The 17986-nt window shown below is 45.4% G+C and carries 20 protein-coding genes; 5 read left to right on the plus strand and 15 right to left on the minus strand.

Annotated elements, in window-relative coordinates; translation table 11 throughout:
• Positions 1 to 12: 12 nt before the first annotated feature.
• The 10 genes from NSQ12_RS18470 to NSQ12_RS18515 all read right to left on the minus strand — a co-directional run bounded on the left by NSQ12_RS18470 (position 13) and on the right by NSQ12_RS18515 (position 9318).
• The gene (locus NSQ12_RS18470) at positions 13 to 1920 is read right to left on the minus strand and encodes a DUF6792 domain-containing protein (RefSeq protein WP_038429714.1); all 1908 of its coding nucleotides are present in this window, start codon (positions 1918 to 1920) and stop codon (positions 13 to 15) included.
• Positions 1921 to 1925: 5 nt separating this feature from the next.
• Positions 1926 to 2648, minus strand: coding sequence for a lipoprotein YvcA (locus NSQ12_RS18475; protein WP_339175324.1), 723 nt, complete (start codon positions 2646 to 2648; stop codon positions 1926 to 1928).
• Between the two features lie 245 nt (positions 2649 to 2893).
• Positions 2894 to 3523: a bifunctional phosphoribosyl-AMP cyclohydrolase/phosphoribosyl-ATP diphosphatase HisIE gene (gene hisIE, locus NSQ12_RS18480; protein ID WP_339175325.1), complete on the minus strand. Its 630-nt coding sequence runs from the start codon at positions 3521 to 3523 to the stop codon at positions 2894 to 2896.
• Positions 3520 to 4278 (minus strand): imidazole glycerol phosphate synthase subunit HisF, encoded by a 759-nt coding sequence (gene hisF / locus NSQ12_RS18485; RefSeq protein WP_015384749.1) that lies wholly within the window; start codon positions 4276 to 4278, stop codon positions 3520 to 3522. The genes hisIE and hisF overlap by 4 nt, the downstream gene beginning before the upstream one ends.
• Positions 4275 to 5012, minus strand: a complete 738-nt coding sequence (hisA, locus tag NSQ12_RS18490; RefSeq protein ID WP_339175328.1) for a 1-(5-phosphoribosyl)-5-[(5-phosphoribosylamino)methylideneamino]imidazole-4-carboxamide isomerase — start codon at positions 5010 to 5012, stop codon at positions 4275 to 4277. The genes hisF and hisA overlap by 4 nt, the downstream gene beginning before the upstream one ends.
• Positions 5009 to 5647 (minus strand): imidazole glycerol phosphate synthase subunit HisH, encoded by a 639-nt coding sequence (gene hisH, locus NSQ12_RS18495; RefSeq protein ID WP_015251140.1) that lies wholly within the window; start codon positions 5645 to 5647, stop codon positions 5009 to 5011. The genes hisA and hisH overlap by 4 nt, the downstream gene beginning before the upstream one ends.
• On the minus strand, positions 5648 to 6232 hold the full coding sequence (gene hisB / locus NSQ12_RS18500) for an imidazoleglycerol-phosphate dehydratase HisB (RefSeq protein WP_015714780.1): 585 nt from the start codon (positions 6230 to 6232) through the stop codon (positions 5648 to 5650).
• Positions 6229 to 7512, minus strand: a complete 1284-nt coding sequence (hisD, locus tag NSQ12_RS18505; RefSeq protein WP_339175330.1) for a histidinol dehydrogenase — start codon at positions 7510 to 7512, stop codon at positions 6229 to 6231. The genes hisB and hisD overlap by 4 nt, the downstream gene beginning before the upstream one ends.
• On the minus strand, positions 7509 to 8150 hold the full coding sequence (gene hisG, locus NSQ12_RS18510) for an ATP phosphoribosyltransferase (RefSeq protein ID WP_015251138.1): 642 nt from the start codon (positions 8148 to 8150) through the stop codon (positions 7509 to 7511). The genes hisD and hisG overlap by 4 nt, the downstream gene beginning before the upstream one ends.
• The gene (locus NSQ12_RS18515; RefSeq protein WP_014481016.1) at positions 8143 to 9318 is read right to left on the minus strand and encodes an ATP phosphoribosyltransferase regulatory subunit; all 1176 of its coding nucleotides are present in this window, start codon (positions 9316 to 9318) and stop codon (positions 8143 to 8145) included. Before NSQ12_RS18515 ends, hisG begins: the two co-directional genes overlap by 8 nt.
• Positions 9319 to 9568: 250 nt before the next feature.
• On the opposite strand from NSQ12_RS18515, the gene NSQ12_RS18520 reads away from it, so the two are divergent.
• Together NSQ12_RS18520 and pelC are read left to right on the plus strand one after the other, a co-directional pair.
• Positions 9569 to 10321 (plus strand): C39 family peptidase, encoded by a 753-nt coding sequence (locus NSQ12_RS18520; RefSeq protein WP_015251136.1) that lies wholly within the window; start codon positions 9569 to 9571, stop codon positions 10319 to 10321.
• Positions 10322 to 10560: 239 nt separating this feature from the next.
• Positions 10561 to 11226 (plus strand): pectate/pectin lyase PelC, encoded by a 666-nt coding sequence (pelC, locus tag NSQ12_RS18525; protein WP_015251135.1) that lies wholly within the window; start codon positions 10561 to 10563, stop codon positions 11224 to 11226.
• 19 nt (positions 11227 to 11245) lie between these two features.
• Here pelC and hprF read toward each other — a convergent pair whose 3' ends face one another.
• Genes hprF through hprK form a run of 5 tightly spaced genes read right to left on the minus strand, consistent with a single transcriptional unit; the run spans position 11246 to position 15132 of the window.
• A complete protein-coding gene (gene hprF, locus NSQ12_RS18530) occupies positions 11246 to 11764 on the minus strand; it encodes a heptaprenylglyceryl phosphate O-acetyltransferase (RefSeq protein ID WP_003228107.1) in 519 nt (172 codons plus the stop codon).
• Positions 11765 to 11767: 3 nt separating this feature from the next.
• The gene (gene ppaX, locus NSQ12_RS18535; RefSeq protein ID WP_029318337.1) at positions 11768 to 12418 is read right to left on the minus strand and encodes a pyrophosphatase PpaX; all 651 of its coding nucleotides are present in this window, start codon (positions 12416 to 12418) and stop codon (positions 11768 to 11770) included.
• The gene (locus tag NSQ12_RS18540; protein WP_017695286.1) at positions 12415 to 13353 is read right to left on the minus strand and encodes a nucleoside recognition domain-containing protein; all 939 of its coding nucleotides are present in this window, start codon (positions 13351 to 13353) and stop codon (positions 12415 to 12417) included. The genes ppaX and NSQ12_RS18540 overlap by 4 nt, the downstream gene beginning before the upstream one ends.
• Positions 13354 to 13376: 23 nt before the next feature.
• The gene (gene lgt / locus NSQ12_RS18545; RefSeq protein WP_003242661.1) at positions 13377 to 14186 is read right to left on the minus strand and encodes a prolipoprotein diacylglyceryl transferase; all 810 of its coding nucleotides are present in this window, start codon (positions 14184 to 14186) and stop codon (positions 13377 to 13379) included.
• Positions 14187 to 14199: 13 nt separating this feature from the next.
• Complete coding sequence (gene hprK, locus NSQ12_RS18550; protein WP_003228097.1) at positions 14200 to 15132, minus strand: HPr(Ser) kinase/phosphatase; 933 nt, start codon at positions 15130 to 15132, stop codon at positions 14200 to 14202.
• A 181-nt stretch (positions 15133 to 15313) separates the two neighbouring features.
• Between hprK and nagA the strand changes: the two genes are divergently transcribed.
• From nagA to nagR, 3 genes are read left to right on the plus strand one after another with little or no spacing between them, the layout of a single operon-like run.
• The gene (nagA, locus tag NSQ12_RS18555; protein WP_014481023.1) at positions 15314 to 16504 is read left to right on the plus strand and encodes an N-acetylglucosamine-6-phosphate deacetylase; all 1191 of its coding nucleotides are present in this window, start codon (positions 15314 to 15316) and stop codon (positions 16502 to 16504) included.
• On the plus strand, positions 16501 to 17229 hold the full coding sequence (gene nagB / locus NSQ12_RS18560) for a glucosamine-6-phosphate deaminase (RefSeq protein ID WP_224913087.1): 729 nt from the start codon (positions 16501 to 16503) through the stop codon (positions 17227 to 17229). The genes nagA and nagB overlap by 4 nt, the downstream gene beginning before the upstream one ends.
• Before the next feature lie 17 nt (positions 17230 to 17246).
• Positions 17247 to 17978, plus strand: a complete 732-nt coding sequence (gene nagR / locus NSQ12_RS18565) for an N-acetylglucosamine utilization transcriptional regulator NagR (RefSeq protein WP_339175335.1) — start codon at positions 17247 to 17249, stop codon at positions 17976 to 17978.
• Positions 17979 to 17986 lie beyond the last annotated feature (8 nt).

Raw genomic sequence — 17986 nt, forward strand, 5'->3', positions numbered from 1 at the left:
TTCATATTCCTCCTAAGGCTGAAAATCAAATAACTGAGAAATCATTTCTTCTTTTTCAAACAGCTTTTCAATACTCTCGCGGATATTTTTGATAAAATCTCTTTTTTCTGTTGTCTGTTTTTTTAATTCAGCAACAATTCCATCATTAGCAGGAAGCGCACCTGTGTGGAATGATTCATGAACTGAGATTTTCTCCAATTTATCGAATGTGTGGCTGAAACCAGCTGCAAGCCGGAATTGAAGATCGAAGGCATAATGCGAAGGGTTTTCTTCCATATGATGAATAGCCGTGATGATCGCCTGCTTTTTGTCTATGAAGTCTTCATCGATTTCCTGACTGTAAACCTTCTGGTACTTAGAAATCGCATCTTCCATATCTTCAACGATTTTCATACCGTTTTGATAGATTCTGACAGCGGATGAGAGATTGACTTGAATCGTTTCTCCCGAGCCGCTCTTCCCTGTAAAATAAATATCGGTGCCTTTATAGCTGAAGCCTTTTTCCTTTGACAAGGCGTTGAGCATTTGAACGATACTGTGGCCGTCGACGATAAGTTTTAGTGCGTCTTTTGTTTCTGTGTCGAGTGTTTTCAATGAGGACAGAATTGATTTTACATAGTCCACTATTTCACCAACGTCTTTCAAAGCTTGCATAAATTGGCCATGCTTTAAATGGTCAATGAAATGTTCGTACCGTGATTCTATGCCTCGCATACTCGCATTAATATTCGTAAATTCTTTTTTGATCACTTTCTTTTGCGTTTCATCAATATAACCGTTTTCAGCTAACTGATCTACGACCGGTCCGCTGTTTCTCAACAAGGTATGAAGAAAACCTAAAAACGACGGCAGTTCCTCTTTTATTCGGCCATACATTTGCTTAACATCATCAAAATGCTCATATAGAACACTTACTTTCTTTAAAGCGCCGTCTGTGTTTTTCACTTTCTCAATCAGGTCTATGTCTATCCCGCTGGCTGCCTTTATAAAACCGTTCAAGCCGTCTTTTTCATAGTCATCCTTATATTTTTGAAGGAATTTTTGAATTGACCTCACATCTTCGTCAGGAACCCCATCCATAATGTTTCGGATGCCTTTTACACTTGTATTTGTATCTGCCATCTTCACATCACCGAATGTAATGAAATCGGCCTTGCCGCTGACTCCATACAGCGGGTCATCTTTTGAGATGCGTTGGATGATGTTTGCTGTTACGCCTTTGTCTTCATAATATTTTTGGATTTCTTTTTTTAGCTTATCTGGTGGGATATCATTTATATCTTTTAAGCGTCTAATATGAAATTTATGCATTAGCCTATCTCTCAAATTCAAATCAGTTGCTAGCAGGTGGTCAACGCTTATTTGAGCTCCGTTAACCCCATAAACCTCATCAAATTCTCCGTCAATTAATTGAACCATCACCTGATTATTATTTGCCAGTGAGTGGCCCATAGCAAAGGTCTTTAAATCATGAGAATTCTCTGTTTCTCTTTTGGCATTTCTTACAAACTCTTTTGTCGCTTGGTACTGGCTGTCATCTATCCCTAAAAAGAGACCAAAGAAATTGTATGACCAGTCTTCGTTATCAGCACTCCCCTCTGAAATAATATGAAGTTGATTAACGTGTTGTTTATCATCCTTAATATAAATAGCTGTACCATCATATCCGGACTCTCTTATTGATGTATCTATTTTCGAATTTTTTTTAATAAGTTCATTAGATGTGTATATTTCCAGATTTTTTGGAAGATCTCGATGTGTTTCTTCTTTGTATATTCGACGCACCTCGACTTCAAAACCTGTTTTAGCTCTCTTTATTTCACTTTCAATATTAGAAGCAAATTTTTCTTTATAATCGTACTCCAAGTCAATTAAACGCAGCTTTACATTTTCATTTTCAAATATATTCTTATTTTCCATTTTCTCTATTTCTCCTTTTTAACTTTTAAAAAGGTGATAGAATCAATTATTTTTCGAACTTTTTTTTCTGCTTCTTCTTTCTTTAATGAACAAACCTCTTTACCCTTATAGCAAGAAAAACGAAAAGAATACTCTATTCCTAAATAATCCTCTTTTTTAGATTTAACATAACCAAAAAATCTATAAGAAAAATTATTCTTTTCATCCACATCATCAAAACTGCTTTTCTTTTGAGCAGAATATACAATTTTATCAGATAGCTCTCTTTCTTCGTATTTTCCTTTATAGCTATTTCTGCCGCTTACAATGTCAAGCATTGTATCCTTGTCATTCGCAAAACTTTTTTCTTGATGATAATCTAATTGCCCGTCATATTGAATGTTAGTTTTTTTATTGAAACTATCAAATACTATTGTTTCCTCATTTTCTCCTATACTTGAAAGATCAGGTGCATACTCCCCATCCTCCGGAAACAACATCCTAAACCCTTTCAGCTTAGATTCAAGCAAATAATACCCCGGCTCCTCTTCTTTCGTTGACACCATGTACTCTCTCGTTTTCTCATCTTGAAACGCCGGAACTTGCGGCAGGTCTTTTGGATCCATGTCTTTTGGTTTTACGGCTTCTGTTTTATTGTCATTTGTGGTGTTTTTATCATTGTCATGCATACTGCATCCTCCTGTCAGGGCAAGTAATAAGCTGAAGCAAATAAAGATGATCTTTTTCATTACGAACCTCCACGGGTTTTGTGAGAATAGTATTCTATTTTTATATCAAAAATAATTCTATTGACCTGGTTAAGAGATGAATATTTCATCCTTTTTCATGTTACATCATGGCGGAATTTGGATAAATAGGAAATCAGACTCGGTTTTGATCTCCTTTTATTAACTATTCATATATAACACCTAATATAAATCTAAATACCTATTACTTTTTTCACAAAACAAAAAGAGCCGTATCATACGGCTCTTTACTCTTCTTTCTCAGAATGGCGTTTTTTCAATACGTCAAGCACATCATCCAGCGGCAGGGATTGTTCTCTGAGCAGGACAAGCAGGTGATACAGCAGGTCTGCCGCTTCCCATTTGAGTTCCTCATGATCCCGGTTTTTCGCGGCGATGATGACTTCGGATGCTTCTTCTCCTACTTTTTTCAAAATCTTATCGACGCCTTCACGGAAGAGGTACGTGGTGTAAGCTCCTTCAGGCATTTCCGCTTGGCGTTCCGCGATCACCCGCTCCAGTTCGTTCATGATGCCGAATCGGTCCGCGGCCTGTTCTTCTGTTTGTTCCTTCGTAAAACAGCTGTATCTGCCAGTGTGGCATGCCGGGCCTGACGGTTCTACGAGTACGAGCAGCGCGTCTTGATCGCAGTCATACCGGATACCTTTGACGGCTTGCGTGTTCCCTGAGGTTTCTCCTTTATGCCATAGCGCTTGGCGTGAGCGGCTGTAAAACCATGTTTCCTTCGTTTCCAGCGTTTTTTCGTACGATTCCTTGTTCATATACGCAAGTGTCAGCACTTCTTTGCTTGCCGCATCCTGCACGATAGCAGGAATTAATCCGTCCTCGTTAAAACGCAGTTCATCTGCCTGTTTCATCTCACATTCACCCCGTACTCTTTCAAGTATGATTTCACTTCTTTAATCGATGTTTCTTTATAATGAAAAATTGAGGCGGCCAGCGCGGCGTCGGCTTCTCCTTTTGTAAAAGCCTCAAGCATATGCTGTGCGTTTCCCGCGCCTCCCGAGGCGATAACAGGGACGGGGACAGCTTCGGAAACAAGCTTTGTCAGCGTGTGGTCGAAGCCTTTTTTCTCACCGTCAGAGTCCATGCTTGTCAGCAATATTTCTCCTGCCCCGCGTTTGACGCCCTCTTTTGCCCACGCGGTGACCTCCCAATCTGTTTTCTTTCTGCCGCCGTGCGTATAGACCTTATATGTGTCAGATTCTTTGTCATACTTGGCATCAATGGCAAGAACGATGCATTGCGAACCGAAAAACTCGGCTCCTTCTGCAATCAGCTCAGGGCGGAGAACAGCTGCCGTGTTCACCGACACTTTGTCCGCTCCGGCACGCAGTATCGTTTTCATATCACTGAGCTGATTGATGCCGCCGCCGACTGTAAACGGAATGGCAAGCTTCGCGGCAACCTGTTCCACAACGTCAACCATCGTCTTTCGTCCTTCGTGCGAGGCAGAGATATCAAGAAAAACAAGTTCATCCGCACCTTCCCGGTCGTACACTTCGGCGAGTTCAACTGGGTCACCGGCATCCTTCAATTCGAGAAATTGAATTCCTTTGACAACGCGTCCTTCTTTGACATCAAGGCATGGGATAATCCGTTTTGTGATCATTTGCGCTTCACCCTTTCAAGCGCCTCACACAGCGTAAACTGATTGGTATACAACGCTTTTCCGATGATCGCTCCAGAGACGCCGTCCGCCTCATTGCGGGCGAGAGCTTCGAGATCCGCGACGGAGCTGACTCCGCCGGAAGCGATCACCGATTTCCCCGTTTCCTTAGCAAGCTCGACCGTGCTTTTAACATTGGGGCCTGACAGCATTCCATCTGTCGCGATGTCAGTAAAAATAAAGACTTCCGCACCTTCATTGGCTAGCTCTTTGCCCAGTTCAGTTGCCTTAAGGGTTGATGTTTCAAGCCATCCCTCTGTTGAAACAAAACCGTTTCTCGCATCCAGTCCGATTGCAATTTTCTCGCCATATTGTTTCAGCATTTTTTTGACAAACGGAGGGTTAGAAACTGCTGAGCTTCCCAGGATCACCCGATCGACTCCTGCTGATAAATATTCATAGACGTCTTTTTCGGAACGGATCCCGCCACCGATTTCGACTTTCAGGTTCAGCTTTTGCGCAATCTCAATCACATGGCGGTCATTCACTCTTTTCCCTTCTTTGGCCCCGTCGAGATCAACGAGATGGATCCATTCGGCACCCTCTTTCGCAAATAACTCAGCCATGTCGTACGGTGAATCGCCATATATCGTTTCCTTATTGTAATCCCCTTGAACAAGGCGGACACATTTGCCGTTTCTCATATCAATTGCCGGATATAATGTAAAAGCACTCATTTTTTCACCTTCTGTTCTGCTGCCATTTTCGTAAATTGAGTTAAAATAGACATTCCGACTGTGCTGCTTTTTTCCGGATGAAATTGGGCGCCGAAGACGTTTCTTTTTCCGACTACAGCAGGCACTCGTACACCATAATCGGCGCTTGCCAGAAGCGCGTTCTCCTCCATCCCGTCAATGTAATAGGAATGAACGAAGTAAGCGTAGCCTTGTTCTGTTTTAGTCAGCAGCGGAGATTCATTATGAAAAGAAAGACGATTCCAGCCCATATGCGGAACCTTCAGCTTGTTTCCTTTTTCATCTTCTGCTTTCAGCCTGACTGCTTTTCCTTTTAACAGCCCGAGTCCTGAAGCGGTGCCGTTTTCTTCGCTTTCTTCAAATAAAAGCTGCATGCCGAGGCAGATCCCTAGAAGCAGTCTTCCCTCTGAGACCATATCGTGAATCAATTGATCAAGCTTCGTGTAGCGCAAATTGTCCATCGCGTCTCCAAATGAACCAACTCCCGGCAAAATGAAGGCATCAGCTTCTTTCAGCTCCTCCGGCTTTTCAGAAACAAAATACGGCACGCCGACACGTTCAAGCGCCTTTGAGACACTGTATAAATTCCCCATTCCGTAATCTATCACGCCGATCATTTACAGCATCCCTTTCGTTGACGGTATTCCTTTAACTCGCGGATCGATCGTTGTCGCTTCATCAAGCGCACGTCCCAGTGCTTTAAAAACGGCTTCAATCATGTGGTGGGTGTTTGTGCCATAATGAACGATGACGTGCAGGTTCATTCGAGCTTCGAGCGCCAGCTTCCACAAAAATTCATGTACAAGCTCCGTATCGAAAGTTCCGACTTTAGCAGCCGGGAAATCAGCGCGCATTTCTAAGTGCGGCCGGTTGCTTAAATCAATCACAACTTGAGCAAGTGCCTCATCCATCGGCACAAACGCCGATCCGTAGCGTTTGATTCCTTTTTTATCGCCCAACGCTTTGAGCAGCGCCTGCCCTAAGCAGATGCCGATATCTTCAGTCGTGTGGTGATCATCTATATCAACATCGCCTTTTGCGTTAATGGAAAGATCGAATTGGCCGTGTTTCGTGAATAAATCCAACATATGTGTCATAAACGGCACATCTGTTTTGATATCCGCTTGTCCCCCGCCGTCTATTGTAAATGCCAGTTCAATATCTGTTTCGTTTGTTTTCCTGACGCGTTCCGCTTTTCTCATTTAGAAATCCTCCGTTCTCTCGCATCAATTGATCTGGCATGGGCTTCTAACCCTTCCAGTCTGGCAAAAGCCGCGATGCTTTCGGCATGTTCTTCAAAGGCTGATTGACTGTAAGAAATAATGCTCGATTTCTTTTGAAAATCAGTTACGTTTAATGGACTTGAAAATCTGGCTGTTCCGTTTGTCGGAAGCACATGGTTCGGTCCGGCAAAATAATCACCGACAGGCTCAGGGCTGTATCTGCCTAAGAAAATTGCACCCGCATGTTTGATACTGCCAAGCAAAGCTTCCGGAGACTGTGTTATGATTTCTAAATGCTCTGGCGCGAGTGTATTGACAGTATTAATCGCTTCCACCATTGTTTCCGCCACATATATACAACCGTAATCTCTCACTGAAGCTTCCGCTATTTCTCTTCGCGGCAAGGTTTTCAGCTGCTTACTCACCTCGGCTGAAACCGCCTCGGCCAGCGCCATGGAATCTGTGACAAACACACATGAGCTGAGCTTATCGTGTTCCGCCTGTGACAGCAGATCGGCTGCAATTTCGCTCGGAATCGCTGTTTCATCAGCCAGCACGACGATTTCACTAGGTCCGGCAATCATATCGATATCGACATCGCCGAACACTTCTCGTTTGGCAAGCGCGACATAAATGTTGCCCGGACCCGTGATTTTATCCACCGGTTCAATGGTTTCTGTTCCGTATGCTAACGCCGCAATCGCCTGAGCGCCGCCCATTTTGTAAATATCTTTTATGCCCAGCTCGGCTGCAGCAACCAAAACTCCAGGAGACAGCAGACCGTCTTTTTCCGGAGGCGTGACGAGAACGATTCTTTCAACGCCCGCTACGAGCGCCGGAATCACATTCATCAAAACAGATGAAGGATATGCGGCCGTTCCCCCCGGCACATATACACCGGCGGAATCCAGCGCCGTCACTTTCTGCCCCAGCATTGTGCCGTCCTTTCTGTGATAAAACCAGGAGGATTGCAGCTGTCTTTCGTGATATTCCCTAACATTTTCGATTGCCTGCCTAATCACCTGAAGAAGACGTGAATCCAGTGAGGTGTATGCCTCCTCAAATTCTTCTTTTGTGACCAGCGGGCTGTCTATTTCGATGCCGTCAAATTTCGCCGTGTAGCTGCGAACCGCCTGATCACCGTTTGCTTTAACATCTTCAATAATGGACCGGACCGTCTTTCTTTGCTCTTCCGTTCCGGCATCGATGGAACGCTTGAGAGAAAGCCGTTCCGCTCCGCTGATGGTTTTGATCTTCATTTTGCCGTCTCTCCTTCCACAACGAGAGATAGGCGGGATGCCATTTCGTCAATCACATCGTCTTTCATGCGATAGCTTACCGGGTTGACAATAAAGCGAGAGGTAATGTCACAAATGTGCTCCGTTTCAACAAGCCCATTTTCTTTCAGCGTCTGTCCTGTGGAAACAATGTCCACTATCCGATCTGCAAGCCCAATGAGCGGAGCCAGTTCAATTGAACCGTTGAGCTTAATGATCTCGACTTGTTCTCCCTGCTCTCTGAAATAACTGGAAGCCACATTCGGATACTTTGTCGCGATTCTTGGCGCCACTCCGCTCCAGTCTGTATTCGGAAGTCCGGCGACAGCTAAGTGGCATTTGCTGATTTTTAAATCCAGTACCTCATACACATCGCGTTCCTCCTCCAGCATGACATCCTTGCCCGCAATTCCGACGTCTGCCACGCCATGCTCCACATACGTAGTTACGTCCATCGGCTTCGCTAATATGAAACGAAGATTTTCCTCCGGCACATCGATGATCAGTTTTCTCGAATCTTCAAACTCCTCAGGGAGCCTGTAGCCTGCCTGCCTCAGCAGCCCTGCCGCTTCTTCAAATATCCGGCCCTTTGGCATCGCCATTGTGAGTAACTTACCCATTTTGCTCTTCCTTTCTGGCACCGATAAAATAAGTGACGTTTGCAAAAGATTTTGTCATCTGGTCGATATTTTCTATTCCCGATAAATCTTGAAGAACCACTTTGTTCCCTTTCATGCGTTCTTCATTCGCATAAGCGATGGCTTGCGCCCGCTGCTCTTTGCTGAAAATAACAGCGTCTATATCACAAGGTTCTTCTTTCATATGAAGGGCTTCAATCAGCCGGTCGATCCGAAGCCCGAAGCCTGTTGCCGGTGCAGGTGAATCAAAATGGCCCAGCAGCTTGTTGTAACGGCCGCCGCTTCCAATGACAAAACCGACATTCTCGGCGTACACTTCAAATAAAATCCCTGTGTAATAGCTCATGTGGCTGACCATATTCAGATCCAGGCGGACATTTTCCGTACATCCGTAATCCTCAAGAATGTCCCACAGCGCCTTCAGCTCATCAACCACGCTTTTTCCTTGCGCAGAATCGACGATTTCCTCGGCACGTCCGCATACTTCTATACCGCCCCGCAGTTCAAGGAGCTCAAGCAGCCTGCTTTTATCAATGGAGGAAAGCGGGAGAGACTTGACATGCTCTCTGTAGCCGACGTAGTTCTTTTCATATAAGAACCTCCGCAGCACATCAGCTCGTTCAACGTTCCCGAGCACCTCAACAAACAAAGCATCCGCAATGCCAGCATGGCCAATGGCAATTTTAAAGGATGCCAGCCCAGCGTTTTTCAATGCCCCGACGACTAAAGCAATGACCTCCGCATCCGCACTCGTCGTGCCGTCACCGATTAACTCCACTCCGACCTGCTCAAACTCAGCCGGACGTCCGCCTTCACGCTCCTGAGCCCTGAATACATTTGCCGCATAGCCGACTCTTAGCGGATGACCGTGTTTCAGAAGCTTCGATGCCGCCACCCTTGCAATCGGCCCCGTCATATCCGGGCGAAGCACCAATGTCTTGCCGTCCTGATCAAGTAGCTTAAACAGCTGTTGCTCTTCAATTGCTGACTGGACGCCAACCGTATCGTAAAACTCCAGTGTCGGCGTTTCCATAAATTGATATCCCCATTTATCAATCAAATCGGTTAACGATCGTCTCACCTTTTTTTTCGTTTCGTATAAACCGGGCAGTGTATCTCTCATGCCGTGCGGTTTTTCAAACATAAACATCAACCCGAGCACCTCCGCTGTTATCTTATGAAGGAAAATTCCGAATCCTTTAGTTCGCTAATATGATAATATGTTAGCAGATGAAAGAATGAAAATCAACGCTTAACTTCAGTAAGGATATTTTTAGTTCAAATATCCTTCTCCTCATTATGAAAAAATCATGAATAATGTATTAAAGGTACGTAATATCTCAAATTCTTTATGTTTGGCATGCTATAATACAAATCAAATAGAGAACAAGGAGATAAAGATGAAAACACTGCGAACTCTATGTGTCCTGATGATTCTTTCAGGCGTTATTTTTTTCGGACTTAAAATAGATGCAAAAGATATAGATATTCCTTTTTTGAACAGCCTTAAAAAAGTGGTTTCTGATAGCGATACAGACTCAGCTGCGAATAGCAAAAAGGAGCTGAAGGGAAGCGCAAAACCGCTGGATGTCATCCTTTACAATCAAATGGACGCACCCCGGCTCTATAACGGCTGTGAAGTAACAAGCCTTGCAATGGTGCTGAATTACGCGGGATACGACGTGACAAAAAACACCCTGGCAAATCAGGTTGCCACAGTGCCTTTGACATACAGCAGCGGATTAAAGGGTGATCCGAATGACGGATTTGTCGGGGATATGGCGAATGGCCCTGGTCTCGGTGTCTACCATCGACCGATCTATCAGCTGGCGAAAACCTATGCGGGAGACAAAGTGTTTGACCTGACTGGAAAAAGCATTTCTGCTGTTTATGAACAGCTTGAAAAAGGCAATCCAGTTTGGGTTATTACGACAGCCAACTTTACGCCAGTTGACAACATGCAGACATGGAAAACGCCAAACGGAACGATAGAGATTACGTACAGCGAACACAGCGTCGCCGTTACGGGATATGATGATAAATATGTGTATCTCAATGATCCGTATGGCTATAAAAACAGAAAAACCGATAGAACAAGCTTTGAAAAAGCGTGGAAACAAATGGGCAGCCAGGCCGTGGTTATTCAAAAGTAAACACCTGAAGCCTCACTATGCTCTATCCTGAGCAAATACGACAATATTCATGCTTTTTGTTTCAATCGGTAAGATTGATTCATTTTCCATTTATCATCCAGAATTATCTTTACTTTCAGGCTATCTGTTTTTATGATTAAAGCAGATTCAGCCTTGCCCCGATCTATGCGAGAGAAGCCGGTGCAAGTCGCTGACGCTTCTCTTGCAAAAAATGAAAGATATCCGGGGAGGATTTATCATTGAAAAAATTCGTGTCTATCCTATTTATGTTCGGTTTGGTTATGGGGTTCAGCCAGTTTCAGTCATCAACCGCTTTTGCAGCAGACAAAGTGGTGCACGAAACAATTATCGTACCAAAAAATACAACATATGACGGGAAAGGACAGCGGTTTGTGGCAGGGAAAGAATTAGGCGACGGAAGCCAGTCAGAAAACCAAGACCCTGTTTTTCGTGTGGAGGATGGTGCAACCCTGAAAAATGTGGTGCTTGGCGCCCCTGCCGCTGATGGCGTACACACTTATGGAAACGTTAACATTCAGAATGTGAAATGGGAAGATGTTGGTGAGGATGCGTTAACGGTGAAGAAGGAAGGAAAAGTGACGATCGACGGCGGTTCTGCACAAAAAGCGTCAGATAAGATATTCCAAATCAATAAAGCCAGTACATTCACAGTGAAAAACTTCACGGCAGACAATGGCGGAAAGTTCATAAGACAGCTTGGCGGTTCAACCTTCCACGTTGATGTGATCATCGATAAGTGCACCATCACAAACATGAAGGAAGCGATATTCCGGACGGACAGCAAAACAAGCACGGTCAGAATGACAAATACACGCTACTCTAATGTCGGTCAAAAATGGATTGGTGTTCAGCATATTTACGAAAACAACAACACTCAATTTTAACCAAAAAAGTCCGCTGATGTTATTCAGCGGACTTTTTCAATCTTTCTTGCATTTCTTCCTTCGTATAGATGATCCTCATCGGATTTCCGCCGACAAATGCGCCGGCAGGCACGTCTTTATGGACAAGTGTTCCGGCGGACACAACTGCGCCATCTCCTATTTTCACCCCGGGCAGAATGGTCGTGTTGGCACCAATCATCACTTCGTCTCCGATCAGAACTGTGCCGATCCGGTATTCGTGAATCAAATACTCATGGGCCAGAATGGTCGTATTGTACCCGATGATTGTATTTGTTCCGACTGAGATCTTTTCCGGAAACATGATATCTGGCATCACCATGAGGGCAAAGGATGTCTGATTTCCAACCTTCATCCGCAGAAATGTACGGTACAGCCAGTTTTTCATCCCTATAAACGGCGTATATCTCGCAATTTGAATGACAATGAAATTTTTGACGACCTTTAAAAAAGGTACCGTTTGATAGACATGCCACAGTGAGTTGGCCCCCGAGACCGGATGACGATCTGTTTTTCTCACAGATTACTTCACTCCAACGATTTGTAATAGATCACTCATTTTCTCAAGCATAAAATCCGGCTCATGCTTCGCCAGCATTTCCGGCCCTTTAATCGTCCATGCGACTCCTGCCGTTTTTGTACCGGCGTTTTTGCCTGCCAGCACATCGTGGTAATTATCTCCGACCATAATGGCTTCCTCGGGCTTGCTTCCTAACTGTTTCAGCGCTAACAGCACAGGCTCGGGATCAGGCTTTGCATTCGTCACATCATCAAGGGTGACAACTGTTTCAAAGAATTCGCCGATTCCCGTGAGCTTGAGGCCCATATTGACAGTATCTCTTAATTTTGTTGTCACAATCCCTAATGTAAAGCCGGCTTTTTTTAATGCTTCCAGAGTCTCATATACCGTTTCATATTCAGTCACGAGTGAATCATGCATGTCATGATTGTATGCTCTGTACATGGCGATCATATCCTCGCATTTATCAGGGTCCATCGAAGAGAACGTTTCAAAAAGAGACGGCCCGATAAACGCAAGGACATCTTCTCGTTTATACTTGCTCGGATAATAATGCTCCAGTGTATGCAAAAAGGACGCGATAATTAATTCATTCGTATTAATAAGCGTTCCGTCTAAATCAAACAGAATCGTCGTTACTTGTTTGTCACTCATATTGCTTCCTTTCCAACCGCTGAGGGTTTCCATTTTTTCCACGTGTGCGCAATAGCCATTGTCAGCAGAACTGCTGTGGTGACACGAATCAAAAGAAGCGGCCAGACCGGTATGCCAAGCGGAATAAAGACAAGTGTATCTTCCACGACCGCGTGGCAGGCAACGAGAAATATAAATGCCAATGTCATATCCCGCTTGCTCACGCCGTCATCCTCGACAGCTTTGATCATGACACCCGCTCCGTAGGCCAGACCAATCGTCAGTCCCGCCACCATCGTCATAGACGTATTTTTATTCATGCCAAGCAGCTGCGTAAACGGCGACAGCCACCTGGAAAACCGATGCAGCCAGCCTAAATCTCTTAAAAACTGGATGATAATCATCAGCGGGATGACAATTGCCGCCAGCTGCAAAACACCAAGTCCGGCTTTCGTTAATGCTTCTGCCAACATTCCTAGCCAGCTGTCTGGCGCCGCGCTCTTCGCAGCGATAAAACCGTACTGCGCCGTTTCCTTTCCGCCATGCCAAATGAGGTTGATGACGATGGCTGACACAGCGGCCAAACCGATGCGCACGGCCAATATGACGCCAATTCTGATACCAACCTTTGCGGCAACTGTCGATTCGATAATCAAGTTATGACAGAAAGAAAGCATAACAGCTAAAATAAAGACTTCTTTCACAGATAAATCCAATGTTAAAATCCCGGCAATTCCCGCATACAGATTCAGCATATTTCCCAGTACAAGCGGAATGGCCGCTTCACCAGAAAGCCCGAAGAGACCCATTACCGGTGTAATCAGCCGTACAAGCCAATCCATGACAGGGGTATGCTGAAGCAAAGTGACCAATAGCGTTACCGGGAAAATCACTTTACCCAGCGTCCATGTTGTTTGAAAACCTGCTGCAAGACCGGCCAGAAAGATCTTCTTCATCCCTCATCCCCCTTTGTTGACGTCTACTCCGCGTACCGCTCCTTCGAATATCCCTTGACGCGTCTGAAGATGATGGCTGCCACAGCCAAAACAATCAATACGATTGAAATCACCTGAGCGATGCGAAGTGAATCAGTCAGCATTAAGCTGTCAGTCCGCATTCCTTCAATAAAGTATCTTCCGATTGAATACCAAATGATATAGATCAAGAACATCTCGCCTCTACGCAAATTCGCTCTGCGCAGCAGCAGTAAAACAATGACGCCGACAAAGCTCCATAGTGATTCATATAAAAAAGTAGGATGATAATATTGCCCATTGATATACATTTGATTGATGATAAATTCAGGCAGGTGCAGGTTTTCTAAAAAGGCTCTGCTGACAGCCTCGCCGTGCGCTTCCTGATTCATGAAGTTCCCCCAGCGGCCGATCGCCTGGCCGAGCAAAATGCTGGGCGCGGCAATATCCGCAAGCTTCCAGAACGAAAGGTTTTTCACTCTCGAAAACACATAACCCGTTAAAATGGCGCCGATTAATCCGCCATGAATGGCAATGCCGCCCTTCCAAATCTTAATGATTTCTCCCGGATGTGCCGCATAATAGTCCCATTCAAAGGCAACGTAATAAATTCGTGCGCAAATAATCGCAATTGGAATGGCAAACAGGACAAGATCAATAAACGTATCTTTCTGCAGCCCCCGTTTTTCACTTTCCCTCATCGCAATCCACAGCCCGAGCAAAGCACCGAGACCGATAATGATTCCGTACCAATGGACGGCTAACGGCCCCAGCTGAAATGCTATCGGATTGAGTGGTTCTATCGCTTCATTCATTTAACGCCAACTCCTATTCTTCTTGTTCACCGTCTTCAATGACGTCCGCCAGCTTGTTGGTAAATTGTTCAGCGGCATTCAGCCCCATCCGCTTCAATCTGAAGTTCATTGCTGCCACTTCGATGATGACTGCAAGATTTCGGCCTGGGCGGACGGGAATCGTCAGTTTTGTAATTTCTGTATCAATGATTTTCATGGTCTCTTCCTCAAGTCCGAGCCGGTCGTATTGCTTGCCCTGCTCCCAGAGTTCAAGATTCATGACAATCGTGATTCGTTTATTGCTTCTGACCGCGCCAGCGCCAAATAGCGTCATCACATTGATAATGCCAAGGCCCCTGATCTCAAGAAGGTGCTCAATTAATTCCGGAGCGTTTCCCACAAGAGTATCCTGATCCTCCTGCCGTATTTCAACGCAATCATCGGCAACAAGGCGATGCCCTCTTTTCACAAGCTCCAGCGCTGTTTCGCTTTTTCCGACGCCGCTTTTTCCTGTGATCAGCACGCCGACACCATATATATCGACAAGAACGCCATGAATTGCTGTGGTAGGCGCCAGCCTGCTCTCAAGGAAGTTGGTTAAACGGCTTGACAGTCTTGTCGTTTTCAGCGGCGATCTGAGGACAGGCACCCCATTTTTCTCGGAGGCGTCAATCAGCTCCTGCGGGATGGGCATATCTCTAGAAAGAATAATAGCTGGTGTTACATCAGTGCACAGAGAATCCATTCGCTGTTTTTTCTCCTCTTCAGGAAGCTGTTCAAAGAAAGAAAGCTCTGTTTTTCCGAGAAGCTGCACGCGCTCTCTCGGGTAATATGTAAAATATCCGGCAATTTCAATGCCTGGTCTTGATAGGTCACTCATTGTAATCGGGCGGTTAATTCCTTCTTCTCCGCTGATTAATTCCAAATTGAACTGTTCCATTACGTCTTTTGTGCGAACCTTTGCCACGATATGTTCCTCCTGTTCCGGGCTGCCCCGAGCTTGCTCACAATACTTTCATTTTATCACTTTCAGGCTTGAACCTAAAACAGATTTTATAAAAGGCGGGAAAACACCTCAGCTGGTCTAGATCACTAGTCTGAAAAAGAGTAAAATAAAGGTATTCAAATTCCAGAAAGGCGGATCATCTATGGCAGAGAGTCTTCTTATCAAAGACATTGCGATCGTGACAGAAAATGAAGTAATCAAAAACGGCTATGTCGGAATCAATGACGGAAAAATCAGCACAGTCTCAACAGAACGGCCCAAGGAGTCATATTCAAAAGAGATTCAAGCACCTGCGGATTCCGTTTTGCTTCCCGGCATGATTGACATTCATATCCACGGCGGCTATGGCGCAGATACGATGGATGCTAGCTTTTCCACGCTCGACATCATGTCGTCAAGACTGCCCGAAGAAGGCACGACGAGCTTTTTAGCCACAACGATTACCCAAGAGCATGGGAACATTTCTCAAGCTTTGGTGAACGCAAGAGAGTGGAAAGCGGCTGAAGAGTCCTCTTTATTAGGTGCAGAACTGCTCGGCATTCATTTAGAGGGCCCCTTTGTTTCGCCTAAAAGAGCCGGAGCGCAGCCAAAGGAGTGGATTAGGCCTTCGGATGTTGCGCTTTTCAAAAAGTGGCAGCAGGAGGCGGGCGGACTGATCAAAATTGTTACACTTGCGCCGGAGGAGGATCAGCATTTTGAACTGATCCGCCATTTGAAAGACGAATCGATTATCGCATCCATGGGGCACACGGATGCCGATTCCGCATTGCTGTCGGATGCCGCAAAAGCAGGGGCGAGCCATATGACCCATCTGTACAACGCGATGAGCCCGTTTCATCACCGAGAGCCCGGAGTGATCGGAACGGCGCTGGCCCATGATGGGTTTGTGACAGAGCTTATCGCCGATGGCATTCACTCCCACCCTTTAGCTGCAAAGCTTGCTTTTTTGGCGAAAGGTAGCAGCAAGCTCATTTTAATTACCGATTCCATGAGGGCAAAAGGCCTGAAAGACGGCGTATATGAGTTCGGCGGCCAAAGTGTGACGGTAAGAGGACGAACAGCTCTTCTTTCAGACGGAACCCTTGCCGGTTCGATCCTCAAAATGAACGAAGGCGCACGGCATATGCGTGAGTTTACAAATTGCTCTTGGACGGATATAGCTAATATAACTTCTGCAAACGCGGCCAAACAGCTGGGCATCTTTGACCGAAAAGGCAGTGTGACTGTGGGAAAAGATGCAGATTTGGTGATTGTCAGCAGTGATTGCGAGGTGATTCTCACCATTTGCCGCGGAAACATTGCATTTATATCCAAGGAGGCTGACCAGATATGAAAGTAATGGAATGTCAAACGTATGAAGAGCTAAGCCAAAAAGCAGCCAGAATAACGGCAGATACAATCAAAGAAAAACCTGATGCCGTTCTCGGGTTAGCGACGGGCGGCACACCGGAAGGCACGTATCGCGAGCTGATCCGCCTGCACCAAACTGAGAATCTCTCATTTCAAAACGTCACTACAGTTAATTTGGATGAGTACGCCAGACTTTCAAGCAATGACCCGAACAGCTATCACTTCTATATGAATGACCGTTTATTTCAGCATATCGACAGCAAGCCTAGCCGGCATTTTATTCCGAATGGAAATGCAGACGATTTGGAGGACGAATGCAGACGGTATGAACAGCTAGTCGAGTCCCTCGGCGGCACTGACATTCAGCTTCTCGGCATCGGCCGAAACGGACACATCGGCTTTAACGAACCGGGAACGTCTTTCAAGTCGCGAACTCATGTTGTGACATTAAATGAGCAAACCCGCCAAGCGAATGCCAGATATTTTCCCTCCATAGACAGCGTGCCGAAAAAAGCATTGACAATGGGAATTCAAACGATACTCTCAAGCAAGCGCATTCTGCTGCTTATTTCTGGAAAAAGCAAAGCGGAAGCTGTTCATAAGCTGTTAGAAGGAAACATCAGCGAAGATTTTCCCGCATCTGCTTTGCACCTGCATTCCGATGTTACGGTTTTGATTGATCGTGAAGCCGCGTCATTAAGACCTTGAAAGGAACATGCTGACTTATGAATATCAATAAACAATCGCCTATTCCGATTTATTATCAGATTATGGAGCAATTAAAAACCCAAATTAAGAGCGGAGAACTGCAGCCGGATATGCCTCTTCCTTCTGAGCGCGAATATGCCGAACAATTCGGGATCAGCCGGATGACAGTTCGCCAGGCGCTTTCTAATTTAGTTAATGAAGGCTTGCTCTATCGCCTGAAAGGGCGGGGCACCTTTGTCAGCAAGCCAAAAATGGAACAAGCACTTCAAGGGCTGACAAGCTTTACCGAGGATATGAAAAGCCGCGGGATGACACCGGGCAGCAGGCTCATTGATTATCAGCTTATTGATTCAACTGAGGAGCTCGCGGCTATATTAGGCTTCGGGCACCCCTCCTCTATCCATAAAATCACTCGGGTGCGGCTGGCAAATGATATTCCGATGGCGATTGAGTCCTCACATATTCCGTTTGAGCTTGCGGGTGAATTGAACGAATCGCATTTTCAGTCATCGATCTATGATCATATTGAAAGGTACAACAGCATACCGATTTCCCGTGCAAAACAGGAGCTTGAGCCAAGCGCTGCCACCACGGAAGAAGCGAACATTCTTGGTATTCAAAAGGGAGCGCCAGTCCTATTAATTAAACGAACAACATATCTGCAGAACGGAACTGCTTTTGAGCATGCAAAATCCGTATACAGAGGCGACCGTTATACATTTGTCCACTATATGGATCGTCTTTCATAAAAAAAGCC

The sequence above is a fragment of the Bacillus sp. PS95 genome (assembly GCF_037963565.1).
Lineage (GTDB): Bacteria > Bacillota > Bacilli > Bacillales > Bacillaceae > Bacillus > Bacillus subtilis.

Coding starts and splice junctions, on each gene's coding strand:
- NSQ12_RS18475 (WP_339175324.1), bottom strand. CDS start 2,648: ATGAAAAAGATCATCTTTATTTGCTTCAGCTTATTACTTGCCCTGACA.
- hisA (WP_339175328.1), bottom strand. CDS start 5,012: ATGAGTGCTTTTACATTATATCCGGCAATTGATATGAGAAACGGCAAA.
- hisIE (WP_339175325.1), bottom strand. CDS start 3,523: ATGAAACAGGCAGATGAACTGCGTTTTAACGAGGACGGATTAATTCCT.
- hisF (WP_015384749.1), bottom strand. CDS start 4,278: ATGATCACAAAACGGATTATCCCATGCCTTGATGTCAAAGAAGGACGC.
- ppaX (WP_029318337.1), bottom strand. CDS start 12,418: ATGAGTGACAAACAAGTAACGACGATTCTGTTTGATTTAGACGGAACG.
- NSQ12_RS18470 (WP_038429714.1), bottom strand. CDS start 1,920: ATGGAAAATAAGAATATATTTGAAAATGAAAATGTAAAGCTGCGTTTA.
- NSQ12_RS18520 (WP_015251136.1), top strand. CDS start 9,569: ATGAAAACACTGCGAACTCTATGTGTCCTGATGATTCTTTCAGGCGTT.
- hisG (WP_015251138.1), bottom strand. CDS start 8,150: ATGGGTAAGTTACTCACAATGGCGATGCCAAAGGGCCGGATATTTGAA.
- nagB (WP_224913087.1), top strand. CDS start 16,501: ATGAAAGTAATGGAATGTCAAACGTATGAAGAGCTAAGCCAAAAAGCA.
- hisB (WP_015714780.1), bottom strand. CDS start 6,232: ATGAGAAAAGCGGAACGCGTCAGGAAAACAAACGAAACAGATATTGAA.
- nagR (WP_339175335.1), top strand. CDS start 17,247: ATGAATATCAATAAACAATCGCCTATTCCGATTTATTATCAGATTATG.
- nagA (WP_014481023.1), top strand. CDS start 15,314: ATGGCAGAGAGTCTTCTTATCAAAGACATTGCGATCGTGACAGAAAAT.
- NSQ12_RS18515 (WP_014481016.1), bottom strand. CDS start 9,318: ATGTTTATGTTTGAAAAACCGCACGGCATGAGAGATACACTGCCCGGT.
- NSQ12_RS18540 (WP_017695286.1), bottom strand. CDS start 13,353: ATGAAGAAGATCTTTCTGGCCGGTCTTGCAGCAGGTTTTCAAACAACA.
- lgt (WP_003242661.1), bottom strand. CDS start 14,186: ATGAATGAAGCGATAGAACCACTCAATCCGATAGCATTTCAGCTGGGG.
- hisD (WP_339175330.1), bottom strand. CDS start 7,512: ATGAAGATCAAAACCATCAGCGGAGCGGAACGGCTTTCTCTCAAGCGT.
- hisH (WP_015251140.1), bottom strand. CDS start 5,647: ATGATCGGCGTGATAGATTACGGAATGGGGAATTTATACAGTGTCTCA.